18 protein-coding genes, 1 tRNA gene and 1 pseudogene are annotated in these 26005 nt (G+C 32.7%); 5 read left to right on the plus strand and 15 right to left on the minus strand.

Translation table 11 applies throughout. The features are described from left to right. The 3 genes and pseudogenes from ABI549_RS08540 to ABI549_RS08550 form a co-directional block, all read left to right on the plus strand. Positions 1 to 305: pseudogene (locus ABI549_RS08540) on the plus strand (hypothetical protein); the annotation flags it as partial. Between the two features lie 25 nt (positions 306 to 330). Continuing rightward, entirely contained in the window at positions 331 to 3576 is a 3246-nt protein-coding gene (locus ABI549_RS08545; RefSeq protein WP_348076038.1) for a T9SS type A sorting domain-containing protein, read from the plus strand. 219 nt (positions 3577 to 3795) lie between these two features. Beyond that, positions 3796 to 7158, plus strand: a complete 3363-nt coding sequence (locus ABI549_RS08550) for a reprolysin-like metallopeptidase (RefSeq protein WP_348076039.1) — start codon at positions 3796 to 3798, stop codon at positions 7156 to 7158. A gap of 53 nt (positions 7159 to 7211) precedes the next feature. Here the strand turns inward: ABI549_RS08550 and pth are convergent, their stop codons facing one another. From pth to ABI549_RS08565, 3 genes are all read right to left on the minus strand, one after another. Continuing rightward, on the minus strand, positions 7212 to 7778 hold the full coding sequence (gene pth / locus ABI549_RS08555) for an aminoacyl-tRNA hydrolase (RefSeq protein WP_348076055.1): 567 nt from the start codon (positions 7776 to 7778) through the stop codon (positions 7212 to 7214). A 288-nt stretch (positions 7779 to 8066) separates the two neighbouring features. Continuing rightward, positions 8067 to 8678, minus strand: a complete 612-nt coding sequence (locus tag ABI549_RS08560) for a 50S ribosomal protein L25/general stress protein Ctc (RefSeq protein ID WP_348076040.1) — start codon at positions 8676 to 8678, stop codon at positions 8067 to 8069. Between the two features lie 30 nt (positions 8679 to 8708). Further along, a complete protein-coding gene (locus ABI549_RS08565; protein ID WP_348076041.1) occupies positions 8709 to 9650 on the minus strand; it encodes a ribose-phosphate pyrophosphokinase in 942 nt (313 codons plus the stop codon). Positions 9651 to 9834: 184 nt separating this feature from the next. On the opposite strand from ABI549_RS08565, the gene ABI549_RS08570 reads away from it, so the two are divergent. Further along, positions 9835 to 9914 (plus strand) — tRNA-Leu (locus tag ABI549_RS08570). Between the two features lie 89 nt (positions 9915 to 10003). Here ABI549_RS08570 and ABI549_RS08575 read toward each other — a convergent pair. Then, positions 10004 to 10654 (minus strand): hypothetical protein, encoded by a 651-nt coding sequence (locus ABI549_RS08575; protein ID WP_348076042.1) that lies wholly within the window; start codon positions 10652 to 10654, stop codon positions 10004 to 10006. Positions 10655 to 10730: 76 nt separating this feature from the next. On the opposite strand from ABI549_RS08575, the gene ABI549_RS08580 reads away from it, so the two are divergent. Beyond that, positions 10731 to 11543 (plus strand): DNA/RNA non-specific endonuclease, encoded by an 813-nt coding sequence (locus ABI549_RS08580; RefSeq protein WP_348076043.1) that lies wholly within the window; start codon positions 10731 to 10733, stop codon positions 11541 to 11543. 92 nt (positions 11544 to 11635) lie between these two features. On the opposite strand, the gene ABI549_RS08585 is transcribed toward ABI549_RS08580, so the two are convergent. The 11 genes from ABI549_RS08585 to pgi all read right to left on the minus strand — a co-directional run bounded on the left by ABI549_RS08585 (position 11636) and on the right by pgi (position 25756). Continuing rightward, entirely contained in the window at positions 11636 to 11851 is a 216-nt protein-coding gene (locus tag ABI549_RS08585) for a hypothetical protein (protein WP_348076044.1), read from the minus strand. Next, positions 11823 to 12029, minus strand: a complete 207-nt coding sequence (locus ABI549_RS08590) for a hypothetical protein (protein WP_348076045.1) — start codon at positions 12027 to 12029, stop codon at positions 11823 to 11825. The genes ABI549_RS08585 and ABI549_RS08590 overlap by 29 nt, the downstream gene beginning before the upstream one ends. Before the next feature lie 69 nt (positions 12030 to 12098). Beyond that, positions 12099 to 13355, minus strand: coding sequence for a rod shape-determining protein RodA (gene rodA / locus ABI549_RS08595; RefSeq protein WP_348076046.1), 1257 nt, complete (start codon positions 13353 to 13355; stop codon positions 12099 to 12101). Next, a complete protein-coding gene (mrdA, locus tag ABI549_RS08600) occupies positions 13356 to 15296 on the minus strand; it encodes a penicillin-binding protein 2 (RefSeq protein WP_348076047.1) in 1941 nt (646 codons plus the stop codon). Continuing rightward, positions 15293 to 15799, minus strand: coding sequence for a rod shape-determining protein MreD (locus tag ABI549_RS08605; protein ID WP_348076048.1), 507 nt, complete (start codon positions 15797 to 15799; stop codon positions 15293 to 15295). The genes mrdA and ABI549_RS08605 overlap by 4 nt, the downstream gene beginning before the upstream one ends. Then, a complete protein-coding gene (mreC, locus tag ABI549_RS08610) occupies positions 15792 to 16622 on the minus strand; it encodes a rod shape-determining protein MreC (RefSeq protein ID WP_348076049.1) in 831 nt (276 codons plus the stop codon). The genes ABI549_RS08605 and mreC overlap by 8 nt, the downstream gene beginning before the upstream one ends. 91 nt (positions 16623 to 16713) lie before the next feature. Continuing rightward, a complete protein-coding gene (locus ABI549_RS08615; protein ID WP_348076050.1) occupies positions 16714 to 17742 on the minus strand; it encodes a rod shape-determining protein in 1029 nt (342 codons plus the stop codon). A gap of 53 nt (positions 17743 to 17795) precedes the next feature. Continuing rightward, the gene (gene purH / locus ABI549_RS08620; protein WP_348076051.1) at positions 17796 to 19328 is read right to left on the minus strand and encodes a bifunctional phosphoribosylaminoimidazolecarboxamide formyltransferase/IMP cyclohydrolase; all 1533 of its coding nucleotides are present in this window, start codon (positions 19326 to 19328) and stop codon (positions 17796 to 17798) included. Positions 19329 to 19470: 142 nt separating this feature from the next. After that, on the minus strand, positions 19471 to 20541 hold the full coding sequence (locus ABI549_RS08625) for a fasciclin domain-containing protein (protein WP_348076052.1): 1071 nt from the start codon (positions 20539 to 20541) through the stop codon (positions 19471 to 19473). Positions 20542 to 20583: 42 nt separating this feature from the next. Further along, the gene (locus tag ABI549_RS08630; protein WP_348076053.1) at positions 20584 to 23943 is read right to left on the minus strand and encodes a carboxypeptidase regulatory-like domain-containing protein; all 3360 of its coding nucleotides are present in this window, start codon (positions 23941 to 23943) and stop codon (positions 20584 to 20586) included. A gap of 166 nt (positions 23944 to 24109) precedes the next feature. Beyond that, positions 24110 to 25756, minus strand: coding sequence for a glucose-6-phosphate isomerase (gene pgi, locus ABI549_RS08635; RefSeq protein WP_348076054.1), 1647 nt, complete (start codon positions 25754 to 25756; stop codon positions 24110 to 24112). Positions 25757 to 26005: the final 249 nt, after the last annotated feature.

The following is a 26005-nucleotide window of genomic DNA, read 5'->3' on the forward strand; positions in this document are numbered from 1 at the left end:
TAGTTGTAATTATCGCAGAAGGAGTTGATGTTGGAGTAAGTCTTAATTCAACATGGGCAGATTATGTTTTCTCTAAAGAATACAAATTGCCAACATTACAAGAGGTGGAAAGACAAATACAAGAAAAAGGACACTTATTTAATCTGCCAAGTGCTAAAGAAGTTGCAGAAAATGGTATTTCTCTTGGAGAAATGGCGAAAATACAGCAAGAAAAAATTGAGGAATTAACACTTTACTTGATACAGCAAAATAAAGAAATTGAAGAACTAAAAGCTTTAGTAAAAACATTAGTACAAAAAAAATAAGTAATCATTTAATTTATAAAATAAGATGAGAAACTTATATATATGCATATTCCTGCTACTAGGAATATGTGGTTTTGCTCAAACTCCTCTTGAAGGAGATATTAAAATTACACCTAACGGTTATTTTGAAGATGTTTTCGACCAATATGGAAACAAATACAATTTAAAAGACTTGAAAGCAGGCGAAGATAAAACAATCAATAATACATTAAGTAAAAGCTCCGCTATCACTTGCGACTCAGGAATATTTGAACTCTATTTTGAAACGGGTTCAGGAATGGAAGATACTGCTGATGCAAATCACAATTCTCGACGCGAAGTTGTGTGTCGCGTATTTAAAGATTTATCAGACTTTATAAATACTCCTCTAAAAAATGCAGGCAATACTACCAAAGTAAAGATCTGGGTTCGTAATATTGCTAATTTGCAAAATGTTCCTTTGGGAACTTTAGGCTTAGCCACTACATTTTATACTATGCCTAGTAATTCTGCAGCTGGTTTTGGAGGTATTGTAGATGGAGAAATATACAAAACTATCCAAGGAGGTAAAAATTCTTATATAAATACCATTTCTCCTCTTGTATCAAGCGATTACACAAATTCATATGGGAATTTTTATCACGGTATGGTTGCATTTAATTTTAGTAATACCATTTGGAACACTAACTTATTAAATATTTCAGAAGCAAATCAATATGATTTATATTCTGTTGTATTGCATGAAGTTACACATGCTTTAGGATTTAATAGTTTATTAAACTATGACGGGAAATCATTATTTGGGAATAATTATAAATATTACACCCAGTATGACCGTTTTTTAAAGAACAATTCGGGGATATTAGGACAATTTTTAATCACTAGTTCAGAAGCTTGTTCTTCATCTTCAATGTATAACTATGGTTTTAATTCTCAATTTGTAAGTGAATCTGAACTTCATCCCAATTGTAATCTAACTCCTCCTACAACTAATACTACTAGTAATTCAACTACTTGCGGAACCGCACTAAAGTTTGTGGGAACTTCAACAGTTCCTGTTTATACTCCTAACTGTTTTGAAAAAGGAAGTAGTTACAGTCATTTTGAAGATATGTGTATCTCTCCTCAAAACACTTTCAATGACAATTATTTTGTAATGAGTAATGTAGAAGGAGCAGGTTCAAATTTCATGAAGCGCTTTTTAAAACAAGAAGAATACAATTCTTTAATCGATATAGGTTATGGTCTAAATACTACTTATGGAAATAATAGTATTGTTTTAAACAGTTTTAAAAATTATGGTGGAACGGTTGCGTTAGGAAATAATGTCTCAGGGATTAACGATGGTATAAGTAATTACAATACAATATCTTTTATTGGATATCCAAACGAAATAATACAAATTAGAGACATATTAGTTAATGATTATAATGCTTCTAATTTTGAATGTTTACAAGATATTTATGATGTGAATGCTACATTTTCATCAACATCAGGCACAAGTAATACAATCATAAATTATACAGGTTTAATTCCTGGATTTCACCTATTAAGATATGTTCCTGTTGACAATACTGGAAAAAAAGGAAATATTACGTACATATATTTATATATAATTAAAAATAACAATTGCTCTCCTGTAGATAATTGTAATTTAGTATCTAATGGAAATTTTGAGCAATTTTCCACTTTACCTAGTTCTGCCAGTCAACTAGATAGAACTTGCAACTGGAATGATGTGAATAGAACAACACCTGATTATTTTAATAGAAATGGGACAGCTCCTTTTATAAGAATTCCTTGTAATTTTGAAGGAAGTGAAAATGATAGATTAGGATTAAATGGTTATACTGGCATGTGGGTATATAGTGAATTAGATGGTAGTGGAAAATATTCGGAAATAATAGGAACTAAATTAAGTCAAGCATTGATTAACTCGGATGATTATCAATTAAGTTTTGACGTCTCTCTTGCAGAAGGTGCCAGCGCAAGTTCTATAAAATTTCAAGCTTATCTAAGTGATACAGCAATTTATGATATTGGATATGGTGAATTTACAATTCCAAGTTCAAGACAAAATATGTTATTCACTAATTCCACCTTCTCTACAATAACAAATGGTTGGGAAAGAATTACTTTTAAAATCCCAAAAGAAATTATCAATTCTGAAAAGTATCTATATTTAGGAGGCATTAATAATGTAAGTTATAATCAAATAACCCCTGTAATTCAAGTTGTTGGATGTTCATATAATCAAACAAACACTACTGGAGTTAGAAAAACTTATTATTATATTGATAATGTAAAATTAATTCCTTTAAATGGCGCTAATTTTGATTTGCCTTCAACAATATGTAGCAATCAGACTTTATCTAATTTGTCAAATTATTTATCTGCTACTTCTATAAATGGTGTATTTACAGCTTCGGGGGCAGGTATTACAAACACTGGAGGTATATATTCGTTTAGTGCTGTTACCGCAGGAGTAGGAACACATACCATTACTTATACTTATGCGAATAGTTCAGATTGTAGCATAGCAATGTCAGATACTATTCAAGTTGTCAATACTAATACTATTATGCCTACTTTTACTCAAATAGCTCCAATTTGTTTAGGCGGAAATTTACAACCATTACCCACTACTTCTAACAACGGTATTACAGGATCTTGGTCACCTGCACTAAATAGCACAGTGACTACTACTTATACTTTTAACGCTACAACAGGACAGTGTGCTAGTAGCACTTCCACAACAATGACCATAACAGTATTGTCAGCTAATGATCCAAGTTGTTCAACAGGTGTTTGTCAACCCAATTTAACATTATCAACTCCAGAATCAGCATCTGTTGTGCACAAAACTGTGAACTGGATTGAGACAAATACTAACTATACCACTTTGCCAGCTCAAAATATTAGTATGAAAGCAGGAGATTATATCTATCTAAAATCAGGTACTTATATTAATGCAACTTATTTAGGTAGAATTGAAATATGTACCGCAACCAGTAAGATAGGTACTATTACAACTTTTGACGAATTAGTTTTAGATGAGAAAATTACTGTTTATCCTAATCCTGTTGCCGATAGAGTTATTATATCGTCAGTAAACACTAATCTAAAAACAATATTTATTTCGACTGTTGATGGTAAAACTTTCTACATTAAAAATGACGTAAATAGGGATATTTTAGAAATCAATACTAGTAAATGGAAGAAGGGTATTTACATTATTAATATTGAAACTGATAATGGAAATATTTTTAGAAAGAAATTAATTAAAAATTAATTTTGATTTAAAATAATAACAAGCAGGAGTTTATATAGTATCTGTGATAGATGGTGATCAGAAAACTGTAAAACGTATTGTTATAGAATAAATTAAATATTTACGAATTCATTAAAAACGCAAGCTGTTAGCTTGCGTTTTTTTTATTGAATAAGTTGTGTTTTTAAATTATTTGCATAATTTAGCACAAAATAATATTAATACAAAAATCTATTTAAAATGAAAAAACAATTACTATTAGTTTTTGCATCTATATTTATGTTTATTCAGACACAAGCTCAAACAACAAATGTTTGGTCTACACATAAAGTAGCAAATAATAAAATCGTTACAGATAAAGCAGTCGCTAGACAGTCTTTTCCAAGAGAATTCAAACTGTATGACTTGAATACTGAATCAATGAGAGAAACTCTATTCTCAACTAGAAACAACATTTTAAAAAGTAAAACTATTATTTCTCTACCAAATGCTGATGGGCAAATGGAAGAATTTGAAATATTTGAAGCTTCTAATTTTGATAATGAATTACAAGCAAGGTTTCCTGAAATCAGAGCCTATTCAGGAAAAGGAATTACAGACAAATATGCGACTTTAAAGTTAAGTCTTGCTCCTAATGGGATTCAAACAATGATTTTTAGAACGGATAGAGAAAATGAGTTCATCGAGCCTTACTCTCAAGATCATACTGTTTATGCTGTATTTAAATCTCAAAGACAAAATGGCGGATTGGCTTGGTCTTGCTCAACAGATGACAAAAAATTAGTTCTTGATTTAGCCGGAAAAGCAGGCAATGTTACTAGATCTAGTGCGGGACAGTTAAAAACAATGCGGTTAGCACAATCATGTAATGGTGAATACGCAAATTATTTTGGGGCAACAAGTTCAGCTCAAGTAGCTTTAGTCCTTGCTGCTTTTAATGCAACACTAACTCGTTGTAATGGAGTTTATGAAAAAGATTTAGCATTACATCTTAATCTTGTTGCAAGCACAACAAACGTTATTTATTACACTCCAGCCTCTGATCCTTACTCTACATTGGGTAACTGGAATACAGAATTGCAAAACACATTAAATAATAATTTAACTGGAATAGGTACTCCTATAGGAACTAATAATGCAGCTTATGATATTGGTCATATGTTTGGCGCGTCAGGAGGTGGTGGAAATGCTGGTTGTATTGGTTGTGTATGTCAAGACGGAGTAAATAATGGAAACAATAAAGGTTCGGGAATTACCTCTCCATCTGACGGTATTCCTCAAGGAGATAATTTCGATATCGATTATGTAGTACACGAAGTAGGACATCAATTAGGAGGAAATCATACTTTTTCTCATAATAGTGAAGGTTCTGGAGTAAATATGGAAGTGGGTTCTGGTATTACCATTATGGGATATGCAGGTATTACTAATAATGATGTGATTGCTCATTCTATCGATAAATATCATGCCGCAACAATTATGCAGATTCAAGCTAATTTAGCAACTAAAAGCTGTCCTATTACTACTAGTATTGGAGCAAATAACGCTACGCCTTCAGTAAGTGCAGGTGCTGATTATATAATTCCAATTAGTACTCCATATGTTCTTACCGCTGTTGGTACAGATGCTAATGTTGGAGACGCACTAACTTATAGTTGGGAACAATTTGATGATTGTGGGGCTAACACGGGTGCAAATAGTAGTGCTTCTACAACTAAAACAATAGGGCCAAACTTTATTTCTTGGAATGCTACCGCATCTCCATTAAGATATTTTCCTAAGCTTACTTCAGTAATTGCTAATTCAGCAACAACTGATCAAGTTGGTGGTGATGCTGGAATGTTATCTGAAGCTCTGAGTTCAGTAGCTCGTACATTAAACTTTAGAGTTACAGTAAGAGATAATGTGCCTTATAGTGCTTCAGTTCCAATGAAAATTGGACAAACTAATTTTGACGATATGAAAGTCACTGTTGACGCTTCGGCCGGACCATTTGTGTTAAATATTCCTAGTGCAACGGCATTGTCTTATGCAACTGGAACGAATCAAACGGTGACTTGGAATGTTGCTAATACAAACACGGGAACAGTAAATACACCTTTTATTGATTTGTATTTATCTACAGACGGAGGAAATACTTATCCAACTCTATTAGCAAGTAAAGTGCCTAACGATGGTTCTGAAACAATATCTATTCCAAATAATGTTGGGGCTAATAACAGAATTATGGCTAGAGGTTATGGTAATATTTTCTTTGATATTTCAAATAACAATTTTGCTATTACTGCGCCGCCATCAACGTTTAATGTAGCTTTTAATGGAGTAGCTGGGGAACAAAACAAAGGGATTTGTCAAGGAGCAAATACAATAAATTATACTATTGATTATACTGCTTTGTCAGGCTTTGCTGGAACAACTAATTTTACAGCTACTGGCGTTCCTGCTAATACAACCGTATCTTTTTCTCCTACATCTAGAACGACCGATGGTATTGTGACTATGACAGTAACAACATCTGCAACTACTCCTGTAGGTTTAGCTAATATAATTGTCACAGGTACATCTGGAGCGACAACAAAAACGGTTCCATTTTACTTAGATGTTGCAGGTGCTCCTGCAGCGGCTGTTTTGTCAGCGCCTGTTAATAATGCAATCACACAGAATACTACATTAAGTCTAACATGGGCTGCTTCTGCTAATGCAACAGGATATGATGTGCAAGTGGCGACTGATATTGCTTTTACAACTATAGTTTCTTCTGGATCAACTACAACAACAAATTATACTGTAGTTGGATTAGCTCAAGGAACTAGTTATTACTGGAGAGTTAAGCCTACAAATGCATTTTGTGCCAGCACTTTTGGAAGTGGATTCAAATTTACTACAGGAGTATTAGGTTGTACTACAACTGCAGCAGGAGCAGGACAAGTTCCAAAAAATATTGGAGCAAACAACCCAAATACAAGAACATCAACGATTTCAGTAGTTGGTGGAGGAACGATTGGAGATGTAAATGTAACTATGAATATTACACATACTTGGGCGGGAGATTTAGTAGGGACTTTAACAAGTCCTTCTGGAACAATAGTGCAATTATTTTCAAGACCTTGTGATGCTGATGCAACTAATGGTAACATTGTTGCAACTTTTGATGATGCTGGCGGACCTCAAGTTTGTCCTGGAATAACAGGGACAGTAGTTCCTTCTTCTCCTTTGTCGGCATTTAATAATTCTACATCAACAGGAACATGGACATTAACAATTGCGGACGTCGCTGCTAACGATGGGGGGACAATAAATAGCTGGAGTTTAAATATCTGTACGATTCAGCCTTTAAGTGTTGATGAAAATAGTTTCCAAGATTTTGTATTGTTTCCTAATCCAAATAAAGGAGATTTTACAGTAAAATTCACTTCGGCTTCAACAAATGATATTAAAGTTAATATACATGATATGAGAGGTCGTCAGGTTTATGAGAAATCATTCTCTAACACAGGTGCATTCAATCAAAATATTAATTTAGATAAAGTAGAAGCAGGAATTTATTTAGTATCTATTGTAGACGGTGCTAAGAAAACTGTAAAACGTATTGTTGTGCAATAATTATAATATTGCTATATAATGTAAAAAAAGGAAGCCAGTTTGGCTTCCTTTTTTTATTTTCCATTGTATGTAGTCATTGTATTTTCTAAACCTGCTAGAGCAAATGATTTAATCGCTTCAGAAACTATTTCTAAACGTTCTGGTATTTTTTCTTTTTCGATTTCGTCCCATTCACCAAGTACATAATCTACTTGTTTTCCTTTTTTGAATTCGTCACTGATCCCAAATCTAAAACGTGGATAATCGGATGAGTTTAGTGTTTGCTGAATGCTTTTAAGTCCGTTGTGACCGCCATCGCTTCCTTTTGGTTTTATACGAATGGTTCCAAAACTTAAGTTTAAATCATCGGTAATAATTAGGACATTGTCTTTTTCTATTTTCTCTTTTTCCATCCAGTACTGAACTGCTTTCCCACTTAAGTTCATATAAGTATTGGGTTTTAGTAGTAAAAGTGTTCTTCCTTTAAGTTTATATTCGGCAAGTGATCCTAATTTTACCGTTTGAAAATCTAGTGATTCTTTTCTTGCTAGAAAATCTAATACTTTGAAACCTATGTTGTGGCGTGTGTTTACGTATTCGGTTCCTATATTTCCTAATCCTACTATTAAAAATTTCTTCATATCGTCGTTGTTGCTTTCTTCGGTTTTGGTTTTCGAAAAAAGAGTTGAAATCCATTGTATCATATTACAAAAATAGAAAGTTAGATTTTTAGATTGCTAGATTTTTAGAAAATGTTTGATTTATTTATAATGTTTGTTCCTAGCCCTGATGGCAGTGGAAATCCTTTTGTCTCGTTCTCGTCTTTTGGGACGAGATAGCGAGGCAAAAGATTGTAACGTACAGCAGGAATAGCTCCTAATAAAAAAGCGCTCCAATTGGAGCGCTTCTTGTAAAAGTATGCCGAAAAATTATTTTTTCTTTTTTCCTGCTGGTGCTTTTGCAGCTTTTGCAGCTTCTTGAGCAGCTTTCATCGCAGCACGAGAGATTCTTACTTGGCAAACAACTGTGTTGTCTGGGTGTAGGATTTTGTATTTCTCGTTAGCTAAAGCTGTAACATAAATCTTGTTACCCATTTCTAGAGGGGAAATATCCGCATCTAGGAAATCTGGTAGGTTAGCTGGTAAAGCTTTTACTTTAAGTTTACGTGAGTTAAGACGTAAAACACCACCTAATAATACACCTGGAGATGTTCCAATGATTCTTACTGGAACTTCCATAGTAACCTCTTTGTTATCAAATAATTGATAAAAATCAAGATGTAAAATTTTGTCAGAAACTGGGTGTACTTGGATATCTTGCAAAACTGCATTGTAAGATTTTCCGCCTTCAACTTCAATCACAACTGTGTGTGCGTTTGGAGTGTAAACCAATGTTTTGAATGCTCTTTCGTCTGCTGAAAAATGCACTGGTTGATCTCCTCCGTATAATACGCAAGGAACCGCTCCAGCATTACGTAAGGCTTTAGTTGCAACTTTTCCTACGCTTTCTCTTTCTGATCCTTTAATTGTAATCGATTTCATTTTAAAAAAATATAGTTAATAAATAATAATTTACATTAAAAATTTTCCACTAATGGAATTGTTGTGGTGTACCATGTTCATTACTTCTGCAAAAAGAGGTGCACAACTCACGACTCTTATTTTGTTTGATTCTTTCTTTAAAGGAATAGAATCGGTCACTATTAATTCAAGTAATTTTGAATTTTCTATTTTTTCGTAAGCATCTCCAGACAAAATAGCATGGGTACATATTGCTCTTACGCTTAATGCTCCTTTTTCTATCATTAAATCTGCGGCTTTAGCCAAAGTGCCTCCTGTATCTATCATGTCATCAACCAAGATCACATTTCGACCTTTTACTTCGCCTATCAATTCCATACTATCGATTACGTTAGCTACTTTTCTTTGCTTGTAACAAATTACTACATCTGACTCTAAGAATTTAGAATAAGCATAAGCTCTTTTAGACCCTCCCATGTCAGGTGATGCAATTGTCAAGTTTTCTAAACCTAAGCTTTTCACATAAGGCAAGAAAATGGTCGATGCGAACAGATGATCTACTGGTTTTTCAAAAAAACCTTGTATTTGGTCTGCATGCAAATCCATAGTCATTATTCTTGTTGCGCCTGCGCTTTCCAATAATTTTGCAACTAGTTTGGCTCCAATTGGGACTCTAGGCTTGTCTTTTCTGTCTTGACGTGCCCATCCAAAATATGGAATTACAGCAGTTATGTGTCTCGCTGAAGCTCTTTTGGCGGCGTCTATCATAAGTAATAATTCCATCAAGTTATCTGCACTTGGAAATGTAGAACATACAATAAATACGCGCAATCCACGAATGGATTCTTCATAAGACGGCTGAAATTCGCCATCACTATATTGCGAGAACGTTACTTTTCCTAACTGTACACCGTATTTTTCGGCAATCTTCTCAGCTAGATAAACACTTTGTGAACAGGCAAATACTTTTGCTTCGGGTTCTAGGTGTGGCATTAATTAGTTGTTTTGTAGTTAGTTAGTTGTGTCTCGTTTTATCGAGGTGCAAATTTAGGAATTTAATTGGACTAAGAAAGATAATTTTTAAGTATTTTTTTATGAATTGCAAAAAAAATATTTACATTTGCAGTCACGAAATCAAAATTAGTTTCTATTGCAGATTTTAATTTTGTCTCCATGAGCCCGGATGGCGGAATTGGTAGACGCGCTGGTCTCAAACACCTGTGGGAAACCGTGCCGGTTCGAGCCCGGCTCCGGGTACAAAAACCGCTTCTTTTAGAAGCGGTTTTTTATTTTTATTGAAATTAAAATGTAACATATAAAAAAACCACCCTGAGGTGGTTTGCAATTTATCTAGCTAATTTGTTAGCTTCTTTTTGAGCTTTTTCAATTCTCTTTTCTTGATCTACTGCTTTTTCTTTCATTTTGGCTAATTTCTCGTTCCATTTTGCAATATCTTGTGGCAATAATTTTCCTTTTTTGTTTTGCTTGTTAAATTTTTCTGCGCTTTTTGTAATGTCTTCATTAATATCTGCAAGCTTATCTTTTTCGCTCATGTATTTCTCTTGAGCTTTAGCAACTTTTTCTCTTTCTTTTTCTGCTTTTTCCCTTTCTTTTTCCATTTTTTTCTGAGTAGCTTCTAATTTATCGGTAGTTTTTTTAGCATCTTTTATTCTTTTTTCATCTTTTCTTGCTCTATCATCCGCTTCTTTTTCAGCTCTGTCTAAATCTTTTTGTATTTTCTCCTTTTCTTTTTTAGCTTTGTCTAGGTCGTTTTGGATTCTTTGGTTCTCTTTTTTTGCTTCTTTCTCTACTCTTTTAGATTCCATGTCATTTGCGAGATCCTTATTTAGATCTTTATATTCGCTAATTTTTGCTGCTTCATTAATTTGTATAGTATCTGCTGGAGTAGCTTTTGGCGCTTCATGTGGTGTAACTTGAGCATTTACTCCAACACCTAATAAAAGTGTTATCCCAGCAATAATAATTTTTGTTTTCATAATTTGTTTTTTAATGTTTTAGTCTAAATAGAAGCAATATCTTGCTATATTTACCTCATAAAAATACAATAATTTTATGAGATTTTATTATACTTTTTTAATTCTTACTGCTTCTTTTTTTACGTTTTGTGGTTGTAGTAAACAAAAATCAGACCAAAAAAAAGATGTACTAATTAAAAATAACCTTACAAGTACTAATATTTCTTTAAGCGATAAGGATTATTATTTGCCTACTTCTACAACACACGAGGTTGTGAAACATGAGTTTTATACTTTATCATATAGCGAAAAACACGAACAAGCAGAATGGGTCGCTTATGAGTTAAAGAAAAATCAATTGAGTCATTATAATCTAGAAAGACCTTATTTTATTGATGATCCTCAGGTAGAAACTGGCTCTGCTAGTTGGAAAAATTACAAACGTTCTGGTTATGACAAAGGGCATTTGTGTCCTGCAGCCGACAGGCGATTTTCTCGCAAGGCTTTTGATGAGACTTTTTATACTTCTAATATTTCGCCACAGCTAAATGTTTTTAATGCTGGAATTTGGAATACTTTAGAACAAAAAACCAGATATTGGGCTGCAAAATACGATGGTGTTTATGTTGTAACAGGTGGCGTTTTGACCAATAACCTAAAAACAATAGGAAACGAAGATGTTGCTGTTCCTAAGTATTTTTATAAAATATTGTTAGATAATTCTAGAGGAGAGTATAAAGTAATTGCTTTCTTGGTGCCTCATGAAGCTTCAGAAAAACCTTTAAATTCGTTTGTTGTTCCTATAGATAAAATTGAAAAAATGACGGGGATAGATTTTTTTCCTAATCTTCCTGATGACATTGAGAACCGATTAGAAAAATCGGCGGATTATAAAGGCTGGAGTTTTTAGGTTAGATAGAAACGGAAAGCTTTTTGATAAGAATAAGATTTCTTACGAAACGAAAACTTACAAACAAAATTTGCAATTCCTTGAAAAAGCTTTTACCTGCTAATTTTGTATCTAAAAATATATTCTTTTACACCGCTAATATTTATAAAATCTTCATCTTCTAAATAGCTTGGAAATATCCATTGAGTTTTTAAATTAACAAGTTTCTCAATAATATCTTTTTCTTCTAATTTAGTTAATTTTTCAAGCCAAAGAAACTCAAATATAGTCTCTCCTAATTTATATCCAACATCTGAATTTTTTTTCAAAATCCAATTTTTCAATAATGCAAAGAATTTTACTTTTTAAATATTCAAAATCAAGTTTTTTGTTATGCTTTTCCACAAACCAGCACAAATCTTCAGAAGAATCAAGTCTAGTTTGTAAATCACTGGAATAAATATTTTTTAAAAGCTCTTCAAATTCAGTTTGATTAAAATTTTTCATTAAAATCAAAGATTCTAGAGAACTAGCAGGGAACAAAAAGCTTGTAGTATATAGTAAGTAATCTCATTATTACCATTCATTTACTTTATTCGCATCCATTTTTATAAAAATGAATAACAATATGGTAAATCCCCATAAACTAGAACCACCATAAGACATAAATGGCAGTGGAACTCCAATGGTTGGAAAAATACCTATAACCATAGATATATTTACAAAAAAGTGGGTAAATAATACCGATGCAACTCCATATCCATATACTCGGCTAAATTTTGTTTTCTGGTTTTCGGCTAGATAAAGCACCCTGAGAATTAGTCCGACAAAGAGTAGAACTAAAACAGCTGATCCTGCAAAGCCCCATTCTTCTCCTACGGTTGTAAAAATATAATCGGTGTGTTGTTCTGGTACAAAATTTCCTTTTGTTTGGGTTCCTTCTAGAAATCCTTTGCCAACCCAGCCGCCAGAGCCTATTGCTATTTCTGATTGATTGGTGTTGTAACCTATCCCATTCATATCGACATCTTTACCTAGTAAAATATTAAAACGGTCACGATGGTGTTGTTTAAATACGTTTTCGAATACATAATCGACAGAGAAAACAAAACCAGAAACTAGTACAAGCAGAATAAGACTGGCTAGTATATTTCTGTCAACCCTTCTAGATTTAAGATAATGTAATGCAATGCCTATAAAAGCTATTAGGATTACGTATTCTGGCTTTATTACAAGTGTCATAACAAATAATACAACTGCTATAAATCCCGTCCATAAGTACCATGATGGCAATCCTTCTCTGTTTAGTACTAATATAAACATCACAAAGATTAGCGCACTTCCTGGGTCGGGTTGTGGTAAAATTAATAATATGGGCAATCCCATGATTAGTAAAGCAAGGATTTGATGTTTTAAGTTTTTTAAGTTTACTTGACTATCACTTAAATATTTAGCTAAAGCCAATGCGGTGGCAGCTTTTGCAAATTCTGAAGGTTGGAGTGTAAACCCTCCAATGGCATACCAGCAGCGCTGTCCTGCAATTGTTTTTCCAAAAATGAATAATCCTGCAAGTAACAATAATGAAGCGCCAAATATTACACTTGTAAATTTTTCGTAAAACTTAGAATCTATCGTTAGGATTACAATTACTAAAATAACGGTAAAAGCAATAAAGATTAATTGTTTTCCGTAATTCTGATTGAAATCGAGGTAATATTCGGAATTTGTAGTCATATCGGCTGAATAAATATTAATCCAGCCAATAGCAACAAGTGCTATATATATAAGTACTGTTATCCAGTCGATATTACTTGAAACGCTCTGATTTTTCATTTACGTTGTAGGTTTGCTTTTCTTAATCGAATCTAGTTTTTTTGCATTAATAACTCTTAAAACAGAGTCTTTACGAACATTTACTCTATACATCGAATCAAGATATTTTTTAGAAAATCGGTTGTACTCCCCTTGAAGACTAGTTTCTAACACTCGTTTTTCTCTGTCCTTCATTGTGATTTCCTTTTTAATGTATTTTTCGAGCATTAAAGTTGTAATTGGACCTGCTACAGTTGCGCCAAATCCCCCATTTTCAACTAAAACAGCAATAGCAATCGTAGGATTTTTTTTAGGTGCAAAAGCTACAAATACAGAGTGGGGTTTTAGCATGACTTTGCGTCCATTTACTTTAGCAAAATTATCTGCAGTTCCTGTTTTTCCACAAATTTCTATTCCATCGACTTTTAGAAAATAAGCAGTTCCTGTTTTAAATACCTCTGCTAGCCCTTCAATAACAGGCTTAAAATATTTTTTATCTATAGTAGTTACATGTTTTGTTTTAAACTTTGGATCTATTTGTTGTCCTTTAATTTTTTTAATAATATGAGGAGTATAATAATAACCTTCGTTCGCAACGGTTGCCATCATATTTGCTAATTGTATGGGTGTCATTAAAACCTCTCCTTGTCCTATCGAGTTTGACACAACAGCTGTGGCTCTCCATCCGCCGTTTGGATACATTTTTTTATAGGTCTCCGATGTTGGAATTTTTCCTTTACGACCAGTGGGTAAATCATATCCCATAAATTGACCTAGCCCGAAACTTTTTACATGACTACTCCAAAAATCTACACCTTCTGATGGAGTGGCAAATTTGTTAATAGTTCTCAGATATGTATTTCCAAAATAAGCATTGCAAGATTTTGCAATTCCCATGTGTAATTTGCGAACACCTCCACCACAATGACATCCCATAAATCTTCCTCGTGCATAGCTAAAACCATGGTTGCACACAAAAGTGGTTGATGTGTCTATTGCTTGTGATTGTAAACCTGTAAGTGCTGTTAAGATTTTGAATGGTGAACCTGGCGGATATTCTGCCAATAAACTTCTGTCGTATAATGGTTTTGCTAACGAGTCGTTGTATAATTTTGTGTAGTTTCGAGAGCGTTGTCTTCCAACTAAAATTGCAGGATCATACGACGGAGCAGTAACTAAACATAGGATCTCCCCAGTACGAGGTTCAATCGCAATGATTCCTCCTCGTTTATTTTTCATTAATGCTTCTCCGTATTTTTGAAGTTCAGCATCAATGGTTAATGTAATGTCTTTTCCCTGTGCGGCAATAGTATCGTATTTACCTTCTTTGTAAGGGCCAATTTCTCTATTAAAGCGATCTCGTTGTATATGTTTTACTCCTTTTGTTCCTCGAAGTTCAGTTTCGTACGTTTCTTCAACTCCCTGTTTCCCTAGTAAATCTCCGCTTTTGTAATATGGGTTTTGTTTTACCATTGCTTCATTTGCTTGGGTAATAAAACCAAAAACATTAGCTCCAGCACTTAATTGATAATCTCTAAGTGAACGTTTTTGAATATAGAATCCTTCAAACTTTCTTTCTTTTTCTTGAAATGCAGCATATTCTAATTTGTTTAGCTGTCCTAAAAATACCGAAGGTAACATAGGGCTGTAAATAACTGCTTTTTCTATTTTTTTTATAAAATCGGCTTTTGTAATATTTAGAAGATTACAAAATTCAATAGTATCCATTTTTTTAGTTTCACGAGGAATCACCATTATGTCATAAGACGGTTGGTTGGCTACCATAAGTTCACCATTTCTATCATAAATATAACCTCGTTCTGGATAATCATATTTAATTTTAATTGAAATATTCTCCGATTTTAGTTTGAAAGAATCATCAATAATTTGTAAAAAGAAGAGTCTTGCAATGATAAGAATACCAGCAACTATAACTATTCCTGGAAGTAATAACTTTCTCATCGTTTACTAGGCTTAAATAAATATATGATTATGATACTCACTATTAACGTAAAAAGAGTGGTTATAATTGTTCTTAGCAATGCGTCTAGTATAAAAATAAACTTGAAGTATTCTAACAAAAATAATATAAAGTGGTGCGTAAGTATTGATATTAGTATAAATGTAAATCTTTCTGGCGAAAGTCTATCATTAATTCTAATTGTTTGGTATTCATAACTTAAACCGAATGCAAATTTAAAATAAGTGGGTCTCACATAAGCTAAAATTAGACAAGACGTTGCATGTATTCCTCCTGAGTTTGCAAATAGATCGACAGTTAGTCCTAGGAAGAAACTTGCTAATAAGAAACTTGCTCTGTTAGAGTTTACAGGGTATAATAAGATAAATAATATATATGGGTATGGATTTACATAACCGAATAAATCGATATTATTAAAAATAACGATTTGTGCCGCAAGCAGGAAAATAAAACGTACGATATTTGTTATCAATGCATTATTCATTAGCTTTGATTGTTTCTTTTTCTAGTTTATTTATTTCGGCACTTTCTTTGTTAGTAATTATATACACATGATTTAGATTTGTCATATCGTTAAACAATCTAATATTCAGTGTAAAATAATTTGTTTCGGTATCAGTATAAATTTTGTCGATAATTCCAACTGGTATATTCTCTGGAAAAATTGTAGAACGACCTCCTGTTACTACTGTATCTCCTTTTTTTACCGAAGCTAATCTAGGAACATCTATAAGCTGAACATAACCAGCATTTTTTCCGTCCCATATTAAAGAACCAAAATGATTGGATCTTTTAACCTTAGCGTTTATTTGAGATTTAACATTTAAGACACTTAATATTGTTGCGTATTTTGGGGATGTTTTTTCTACAATTCCCACAATTCCTTGGCTATTCACAACACCCATGTCTTCTTTTATTCCCTGAAGTGAGCCGCTATTAATCGTTAAATAATTTTCTGGAACATTATAAGAATTATTTATGACTCTAGATTGAATTACATCTATTTTGTCATAACCTTTTAGACTATCTTTTTTTAGTGTTGATACACTATCTTTTTTATTAAAAAGTATTTTTCTTAAGGAAGCATTTTCTCTTGCTAATTTATCGTTTTGTTCTTTTAAGCTAAAGTAGGTGTTTACTTTATTTATTTCTTCATAAACACTTCCTGTTGCTGAGTTAGCGGAGTTTACTATAGTGCTTCGGTGATAAGAATGTGATTGTATAGTTAATGTTAATGAAGTTATCAAAAGCAGCAAAAACAGTAAACGAGTACTGTTTTTAAAGATAAAATTAATTATTTGCTGCATCGTAAAAAATTATATTTTTTTATATTTTTAACACTCAAATTCTAAAACATTTTTGACCTATAATTTTTTCGAATTTGGAGTTCATTTTTTCTTATTTTAGTAATATACTTCTGTATTTTGCTAGATTTTTTAAAGCCATTCCGGTTCCTCGAACTACTGCTCTTAAAGGATCTTCAGCAATAAAAACAGGTAAGTCAGTTTTTTGAGATATACGTTTGTCTAATCCACGAAGCATAGAGCCACCACCTGCAAGATAAATTCCTGTTTTGTAAATATCGGCAGCTAATTCTGGAGGAGTTTGTGATAATGTTTCCATTACGGCATCTTCAATACGTTGAATAGATTTATCTAGTGCTTTTGCAATTTCACGAGAAGAAACTTCAACTTGTTTAGGTTTCCCTGTAAGTAAATCACGTCCTTGTACAGACATGTCGTCTGGTGGAGAATCTAAATCTTCTATTGCAGCACCTATTTCTATTTTTATTTTTTCGGCAGTTGTCTCACCCACAAATAAATTGTGTTGTGTACGCATGTAATAAATAATGTCGTTTGTAAAAACGTCACCCGCAATTTTAACCGATTTATCGCAAACAATTCCACCAAGAGCAATAACTGCAATTTCGGTAGTACCACCACCAATATCGACTATCATATTTCCTTTAGGTTGCATAATGTCGACACCAATTCCTATTGCTGCGGCCATTGGTTCATGTATCAAGTAAACTTCTTTACCATTTACTCTTTCACAAGATTCTTTTACGGCTCTCATTTCTACTTCGGTAATTCCAGAAGGAATACATACAACCATGCGTAGGGCAGGAGTAAATAAACGTTTTTGTAAAGCAGGTATGTTTCTGATGAGCATTTTTATCATTTGCTCTGAAGCATCGAAATCCGCAATAACTCCGTCTTTTAAGGGGCGAATTGTTTTTATGTTTTCATGGGTTTTACCTTGCATCAAATTGGCTTCTTTACCTACGGCAATTATCTTGCCTGAAATACGGTCTCGAGCAACAATTGACGGACTATCTATCACAACTTTGTCGTTGTGAATAATTAGTGTGTTTGCGGTACCAAGATCTATCGCAATATCCTCGGTCATGAAATCAAAAAATCCCATATTTATTCAGGGTTAAATTTGTTTATATTAATTATTGAACAAAAGTAATAAAATTAATGTTTAAAATGACGAATTCCTGTAAATACCATTGCAACATTATTTTCATTACAATAATTTACGCTTAATTCATCTTTTATAGACCCTCCTGGTTGAATTACAGCTGCTATTTCAGCATTTTTTGCAATCTCGACACAATCGGGAAAAGGAAAAAAAGCATCACTTGCCATTACCGCTCCCTTTAAATCAAATTTGAATGAAACTGCTTTTTGAATAGCTTGAGTTAATGCATCAACTCTTGAAGTTTGTCCTGTTCCAGACGCACACAATTGTTTGTTTTTTGCTAAAACAATGGTATTCGATTTTGTGTGTTTACAAATTTTTGATGCAAATAATAAATCTTCAATTTCTTCTTTTGATGGTGTTGTTTTTGTTACAGTTTTTAAATGCGCTTCACCATCGGTAATTAAATCTTTGTCTTGAACCAAAATGCCGTTCAAACAACTTCTAACGGATGTTTCTGGTAAACTTAATTCTTTTTGGACTAGTATAATTCTATTCTTTTTTTCTTCTAATAAATCGACCGCATTATCATCGTAACTTGGTGCAATAACTACTTCGCAGAATAATTTGTTTATTTCTTGAGCAGTATCTAAATCGATATTTCCATTAGCAATTAGAACGCCTCCAAATGCTGAAGTTGGATCACCAGCTAATGCGTGTAGATAAGCTGTTTTCATTGTTTTTCTTGTCGCAATTCCGCAAGCGTTATTGTGTTTTAAGATGGCAAATGTTGGCTCATCATTTTTAAATTCTCCCATCAAATTTACAGCTGCATCTACATCAAGTAAATTGTTATATGACAATTCTTTTCCATGTAATTTTGTAAATATTTTATCGAAATCGCCAAAGAAAAATCCTTTTTGATGTGGATTTTCTCCATAACGTAAAATATCAGCTTTTGTTTCACTTATTTTTAAAACAGTTTCTTCTTTATCTTTATTAAAATAATTAAAAATTGCTGAATCGTAATGTGAAGATACATTAAATGCTTTTGTTGCAAATTGCTTTCTTTCTTCTAACGTTGTTTGTCCCTTATTATTTGAAATAATGTCTAAAAATAAAGCGTATTCATTTACCGAAGGGATAATTACTGTGTCTTTGAAGTTTTTTGCAGCAGCGCGAATAAGAGAAATTCCGCCAATATCTATTTTTTCGATGATATCTGCATCGCTTGCTCCTGATGAAACAGTTTTTTCAAACGGATACAAATCGACAATCACGACATCTATTTGAGGAATATTGAATTCTTGCATTTGTTGCACATCGGTTTCGTTATCTTGACGGTTTAAAATTCCGCCAAAAACTTTTGGGTGCAAAGTTTTTACTCTTCCACCAAGGATTGAAGGATAAGAAGTTACTTCTTCAACTGGAACTACAGGTATTCCTAGATTTTTTATAAAATCTTCTGTTCCTCCAGTTGAATAAATAATAACATTTTGTTCGTGTAATTTTTTTACAATTTGTTCTAGACCTTCTTTGTCAAACACTGAAATAAGTGCTGATTGTATTGTTTTTGTAGTATTCATTGTGTTGTTGTAGTTTATTTTGCAAAAGTAGTTTTTTTGCAATTAATTTTGAGATAATTTTTTCGGAAAAACAATCAATTATAAACAAAAAAGCTGCCTAAATTTTTAGGCAGCTTTTGGTTTTTAATGTTTTTGTATAATCTTATGGTAAGATTGGTTGTAAAACTCTATCTATGGTATTAATGTTACCATTTGATGCCTGAATATTTACAATTTTCATATTACTTGCAGCAACTGTAATAACTGGTAATTCAGTTATTTTTAAAGTTGTTTTAGCAATAAAGAATTTTTGAGTTGTAGCAGCTAATGTTGTGATAGTTGCGTCTGCGGATGCCCAAGATGTTGCAGAACTAGAAGTTAGATTCCCATTTGTTAAATGATATCTTACTAATTTTGTAGTGTTAGTTGGGGTAACGATGGCGCCATTATAAAAACCTCCTGTAGCCATTACAGTGGTAAATGCTGCGTTTACTGGAGCAAAAACAGTTAGAGGAGAAGCTGAACTAGCTCCGTTTAGAGTTGCTAATAATGCAGATTGGTCTCCATAAGTTCCAGTTGCGGTACTAGTAACAATGCTTAACAAAGATGATAAATCAGGATTTGCAATAACATGATTTACTATAGTTGGAAATTTTATAACGGCATCTACTTTATGAATAATTCCATTGCTAGCATCAATATCTGCTGTTGTAATTGTTGCTCCACCATTTGTTGCCCCACCATTTACTAATACATCAGTTGCTGGTTTATTTACGAACATACTTAGTGTTGTACTTCCTACTCCTGGAGCAAAAGTTTTTGAATAACCAAAAGCTAATAAGTCATCAGCTTTAGTGCCTACTCCTAATATGTGATTTTGTACTAATTTTTTCAATTCAGCTTTTTGTGCAACTGTTAGGGTTACTAATGGAACTCCATTTGCATCTACTAGTATGGCATCAGTTATTCCTGCTGGAAAAACTGTAGACGTATATGCTGCAAATGAAGCATTTGTAGGTGCAAACAATGTGTATGATCCTGCACTTGAAAGATTTGTTATTGCAGAAACTTTTACTGCATTTAGTAAAACACTATAATTAGTAATATCAGCTTTTAGTGTTTCTTCAATGGTTGGTAATTTTTCAATTTCCTTATTATTGTCATCACTTGTACAAGAAAATGCTGTGAATGCTATTGTTATAGCAAACATTAATTTTATAATTTGATTTTTCATATTTTTCATAATTTAATTTATTATTATGTGTTTTTTATTTTATTATTTACCAAAAGTATATCTTATTGTAAACTGCGCTTGCCATACATCAGCGATAGAAGAATTTTTCTGAAATGAATCTTTTGCTAAAAATCGTTTTCCTTGCTCATCTGTTTGCAAAGCCATTTGATAACCAGGGATATAATTGTTACCGCTTGAAGGCGCTTGAGATACTGCTAAAATATTTGTAGCAGTTGCTCTTTGTGAAACTCCCCAGTCTCTATTTAACAAATTAGTAAAGTTTAAGATATCTGCTCTAAACTGAAAACTATTCTTTTTCCCTGCAATTTTTATATAAACATCTTGAGTAACTGATAGATCTAATCTATGTAACATTGGTAAAACATTACTATTTCTATCTACATACTGTCCTCTTTTTGTTGACAAATAAGGATCTTGATCTATAAAAGCATCAAATGCCGCTTCTTGTTGTGCTGCGCTATAAAGTGTAAGCGATTGTCCTCCTACGTTCTGTGTAATGTCTACAAAACGTAAATCAGACGCTTTGTTAGGAACGTATAATAAATCATTACCGCTTAATCCATCTCCATTTAAATTACCTGAATAAGTATATGAAAACGGACCAGATTGTTCTCCTATGTAACCAAGGTTTATAGAAGTAGCTGCCCCTAAAGTTTTACCATATTCTATTTTATATCCTATAATTCCCACTACTCTGTGTGGTGTATTATTATTAGACGCAGATAATGATGCATTATTATTACCATTTACAGATCTTATGCTACTAAAAGTAGCTGCAGCTGTAGAACCAGCAGACATTAAATCTTCAGCTTTAGAATGTGTATAAGAAACAGAACCCCAAAGACCATTTTTATATGGATAGTCTAGTTTGAATGTAGTAGAGTAAAAATATCCTTGATTTGTATTAGAAAGTACAATACCATTAATAACATTATTGTTTATTCTAAGACCATTGTCTGTTCCTGCATAAAGAGGTCTATAATCGCCACTTGCAGAACCATTTATTGTACCTACTGGTGCAGCTAAATTTGCATTATAGTAAAAAACCTCATTGATGTTTTTACTAAATATTCCTTCAATGGTTCCTACAAAACCAAATGGTAGTTTCTGATCTAAAGCAATTGTAGTTTTCCAAGCTTGAGGAAATTTAAAATTTCTATCTGTGAAATTTAAATCAAGCGTAGAAGGAAGTGTTGGTGTTGCTGGAGTAAAATATTGTGCTGGATTTGATGTAAAACCATATCCTCCAGCAATTAACGCGTCACCAGATACATCAACCAATCCTGTTAAGATACCGTTGTTACCAATAGCATTAGACAAGAAAACCATAGGAGGTCTTCCTGAAAAAATTCCTGTTCCTCCACGAACTTGTGTTTTAGCATCTCCTGTAACATCTAAATTAAACCCTAATCTTGGTTCAAAAAGATATTGTGTTTTAGGCATTTCACCAGTATTAAATTTCTCGCCATTTGCAAACGTCATAGCAGTTACTTTAGGGTTTTCTAAAGCAGTGTCTTCAAAAGAAACTCTAGTTGCTCTAAGACCTAAAGTTACTCTAAGATTATCATATACTTTAATCTCATCTTGTGCATATAAATCTAACTTATTAGATTTTAATGTTTGTAATGGATCTGCACCGCCTGGTAAAGCAGAATATCTAAATTGAGTTCTTATAGGTAGATTAGCTGTTGAAGGCGCTCCTCCTGATGCCAAAGATTCGTTTGCTGCTAAATAAAACTCATCAAGTGAGTTGAATACATAAACACCATTGGATCCTGGAAAAAATGAATTATCTGATTTAAAATGCTCGAAATTAGCACCTAAAACGAAAGTGTGGTTTCCAGAATGTCTAGTTAAATTATCTGTAAAGTGTAAAGTTGAATAGCTCAATAAGTTTCCTTGTGTAAAAGGATCTAAACCTGCTGAAATAAAACTATTATTACTAGTAGTATAACCTGTCAAAGGCAATGCGTTAGGTACGCCATTTTTAATATCGATAGTTGGGAAAAATCCGCCTCCTTGTAAATCTCTATCCTCATTTTGATAATCGAAACCTCCAATAAAGTTATTATTCCATTTATTTGATAGTTTACTGTCTAATTCGACAACAATAGATCTTGAATTATCCTTGATAATATACCCACTGTTTTTGTAAGCCATCGAAAATTGATTCCCAGTTCTATTTCCAAAACCTAATGAGTTTGAACCAGACACACCTTGATCAGCATTAGAATCATGGTGAATATATCTAACAGTTAGTTTATGATTGTCATTAATATTCCAATCTAATCTAGCAAGAAATTTTTTAGATTCTTTTACAGCATCATAATTTTCCCAAGGACCAGTTGTATAGTTAAATTTGTCTTGTAAAAAAGAAGATAGCGTTTGCATCTGAGCTGTAGTTGGCGCAGATACTTGAGAACCTTTTAATGGAGAATCAGAAGTTGTCCAGTTTGTTGCAGGACTCGTGTTGTCAACTGTTTCAAAATTTCCAAAGAAGAATAATTTATTTTTTATAATTGGAGCACCAAAACGAACACCATATATTTTTTCATCAAAAGCAGCTGGTTCTATAGCAACTTTTCCTGCTTTTGTACCTATAAACTCTTTTTTGTTATTTCTAAAGGAATGGTAAACAGATCCTTCAATATCATTTGTTCCACTTCTTGTAACTGCATTTATACCAGTTCCTGTAAATCCTGATTGACGAACGTCAAAAGGGGCAATATTCACTTGTACTTGCTCAATTGCATCAAGAGAAATAGCTGTAGATCCAGTTCTTCCTCCTGCTTGTGCAGTAGATCCAAGACCAAAACCATCATTAAAGGCAGATCCATCAATCGTAAAATTATTCATACGAGAATCTTGACCTCCAAAAGATCCGTTAGCACCTGCATTTGCATTATACTTAGTAATTGCACTTATAGAACGAGACCCTAAAACGGGTACTGCATTTATTTCTCTAGTCGAAAATTGTTGAGAAGCACCTGTTCTTCCTTTAGAGAAAGCACTGTTAGGTTTTTTAATCGCTACAACAACTTCTTGTAAAGCATTTAGTTCATCTTGTAAAACAACACTTACATTCACATTGTTTCCAAGTGGAGCATTAATGTCTGTTATTTCGGCTGTTTTCATACCCATAAAGGAGATTTTAACTAAATAAGGACCTCCTGGTCTTATCGCTGGAATTGCATAATTACCTGAAAAATCGGCATTTGCAAAATATTTTGTTCCAGTCGGTTGGTGTACAACCTCTATCGTTGCGCCTGGCAACAATTCTCCTTTACTAGATTTTACAGTACCAGAAATTGAAGATTTGGTAACTTGAGAAAATCCAAAAGCTGATAAAAATAAAAGAAAAAGAATGAATACTTTTTTCATATAATTTGATTTATAAAATTTCAGCAAAGGTGACCCAATATTTTTTTTTGATTGTTAACTAAACGTTAACAATCTGTTTTTTAAAATTCATTTTAAATTATACTATTCTTAACAAAAAACCTATATTGAATCTAAATAATACGAATAAATGTATTATTGTATTTGTTTAATATTTATTTTTTATAAAATGACTTAATAAAAATGTGGTTGAACTATCGTGATTTTTAACCTCTTGAGTGTTAATTTCTCTTAAAATTGAATTAGCTAATTGTTTACCAAGTTCTACTCCCCATTGATCATAACTAAAGATATTCCAAATGAGACCTTGCACGAATATTTTGTGCTCATACATAGCAACTAGAGATCCCAGTGTTTCGGGAGTTAGAGAGTCTATTAGGAATGTATTTGTAGGTTTGTTTCCTTCAAAGACTTTATAAGGGAGTAAAAATTCAGCTGTTTCGAATGGGATATTTTGGTCTTTAAATTCTGTTAATACTTGATTCAAACTTTTCCCATGTAGCAATGCTTCTGTTTGTGCAAAAAAGTTTGACATGAGTTTGTCGTGATGGTCTTTATTACCGTGTAAAGATTTTGTAAACCCAATAAAATCTGTAGGGATAAGTTTTGTTCCTTGATGAATTAATTGAAAAAAAGCATGTTGAGAATTAGTTCCTGGTTCTCCCCAAACTATTGTACCTGTCTGATAATTTACTGTTTTTCCGTCACGACCAACACTTTTTCCATTACTTTCCATAATGCCTTGTTGTAAATAAGGAGCAAGTTTTTGTAAATATTGTGCGTATGGAATAATAGCTTCGCTTTCGGCTTCAAAAAAATTATTGTACCAAATGCTCAATAACGCTAAGATTACAGGAATGTTTTTGTCGAAAGATTCATTTTTAAAATGTGTATCCATTTTGTTCGCTCCGTATAATAATTTATCAAAGTTATCGAAACCAACGGATAAACTAATAGTTAATCCTACTGCACTCCATAATGAAAATCGTCCGCCAACCCAATCCCACATTGGAAAAACATTATTTTTGTCGATACCAAATTTAGTAACATTTTTTATATTGGTAGAAACAGCCACAAAATGTTTTGCTACATCTTCTTGCTTGGCAAATTTTAGAAACCAATTTCTTATTGTTTCGGAATTTGTTAGTGTTTCTTGTGTAGTAAATGTTTTAGAAACAATCACAAACAAGCTTGTTTCGGGATCTAAATTTTTAATAATTTCACTTACATGATCGCCATCTACATTAGATACAAAATGGGTGTTTAAATGATTTCTGTAAAACTGTAACGCTTCAACTACCATTGCTGGACCAAGATCTGAACCACCTATGCCTATGTTTACAATATCAGTAAAAGCTTTGCCAGTAAAACCTTTTCTGTTTCCTGAAATTATATCTTCAGAAAATAATTTTATTTTATTTTTTACTTCAAAAATTTCTGGAATGATGTTCTTGCCTTCTACCATAACGGAATCGTTTTGATTGGCTCTCAAGGCAGTATGTAAAACCGCTCTGTTTTCTGTTTGATTTATATTGTCTCCCGAAAAGTAAGAATTAATAGCTTCTTTTAATCCTATTTCATTTGCTAAATCTAACAACAAATGAATTGTTTTTTGATTAATTCTATTTTTTGAATAGTCTAAAAGAAATTTATCCCACTTGATATGAAAATTCTGTGTTCGCAACTTGTCATCTTCAAACATTTGTTGCATGGTTACATTTTTTATTTCATGAAAATGTTTTTCGAGTGCTTGCCATGCTATTGTTGTGGTGGGATTTGTATTTTGTAAAGACATTTTATTATTTTTTACAGATTTGTAATTTTAAGGATAAATGGTATAAAAAGCGAATTTACAATTTTAAGGTAGATAATGTAAAATGAAATAAAAGAAAATTGATTTTGGAATGTAATCTTTAGACTTGATGGGAACGATATCCTTTTTCTTTAAAAAAGAAAAGGTATAGTGGACGGACGGCAGGAATAGCTGCTAAAAAATTAATTTAAAGAAGCTATGCTGTCTAATTCTTTTTTTAATGGAGTCATA

The organism is Flavobacterium sp., from assembly GCF_039932285.1.
In the GTDB taxonomy this organism is placed as follows: domain Bacteria; phylum Bacteroidota; class Bacteroidia; order Flavobacteriales; family Flavobacteriaceae; genus Flavobacterium.

What these genes read in the sequence shown, in the direction of transcription:
- ABI549_RS08545 (WP_348076038.1), top strand. Translation starts at nt 331, where the DNA reads ATGAGAAACTTATATATATGCATATTCCTGCTACTAGGAATATGTGGT.
- ABI549_RS08550 (WP_348076039.1), top strand. Translation starts at nt 3,796, where the DNA reads ATGAAAAAACAATTACTATTAGTTTTTGCATCTATATTTATGTTTATT.
- pth (WP_348076055.1), bottom strand. Translation starts at nt 7,778, where the DNA reads ATGAAGAAATTTTTAATAGTAGGATTAGGAAATATAGGAACCGAATAC.
- ABI549_RS08560 (WP_348076040.1), bottom strand. Translation starts at nt 8,678, where the DNA reads ATGAAATCGATTACAATTAAAGGATCAGAAAGAGAAAGCGTAGGAAAA.
- ABI549_RS08565 (WP_348076041.1), bottom strand. Translation starts at nt 9,650, where the DNA reads ATGCCACACCTAGAACCCGAAGCAAAAGTATTTGCCTGTTCACAAAGT.
- ABI549_RS08575 (WP_348076042.1), bottom strand. Translation starts at nt 10,654, where the DNA reads ATGAAAACAAAAATTATTATTGCTGGGATAACACTTTTATTAGGTGTT.
- ABI549_RS08580 (WP_348076043.1), top strand. Translation starts at nt 10,731, where the DNA reads ATGAGATTTTATTATACTTTTTTAATTCTTACTGCTTCTTTTTTTACG.
- ABI549_RS08590 (WP_348076045.1), bottom strand. Translation starts at nt 12,029, where the DNA reads ATGAAAAATTTTAATCAAACTGAATTTGAAGAGCTTTTAAAAAATATT.
- rodA (WP_348076046.1), bottom strand. Translation starts at nt 13,355, where the DNA reads ATGAAAAATCAGAGCGTTTCAAGTAATATCGACTGGATAACAGTACTT.
- mrdA (WP_348076047.1), bottom strand. Translation starts at nt 15,296, where the DNA reads ATGAGAAAGTTATTACTTCCAGGAATAGTTATAGTTGCTGGTATTCTT.
- ABI549_RS08605 (WP_348076048.1), bottom strand. Translation starts at nt 15,799, where the DNA reads ATGAATAATGCATTGATAACAAATATCGTACGTTTTATTTTCCTGCTT.
- mreC (WP_348076049.1), bottom strand. Translation starts at nt 16,622, where the DNA reads ATGCAGCAAATAATTAATTTTATCTTTAAAAACAGTACTCGTTTACTG.
- ABI549_RS08615 (WP_348076050.1), bottom strand. Translation starts at nt 17,742, where the DNA reads ATGGGATTTTTTGATTTCATGACCGAGGATATTGCGATAGATCTTGGT.
- purH (WP_348076051.1), bottom strand. Translation starts at nt 19,328, where the DNA reads ATGAATACTACAAAAACAATACAATCAGCACTTATTTCAGTGTTTGAC.
- ABI549_RS08625 (WP_348076052.1), bottom strand. Translation starts at nt 20,541, where the DNA reads ATGAAAAATCAAATTATAAAATTAATGTTTGCTATAACAATAGCATTC.
- ABI549_RS08630 (WP_348076053.1), bottom strand. Translation starts at nt 23,943, where the DNA reads ATGAAAAAAGTATTCATTCTTTTTCTTTTATTTTTATCAGCTTTTGGA.
- pgi (WP_348076054.1), bottom strand. Translation starts at nt 25,756, where the DNA reads ATGTCTTTACAAAATACAAATCCCACCACAACAATAGCATGGCAAGCA.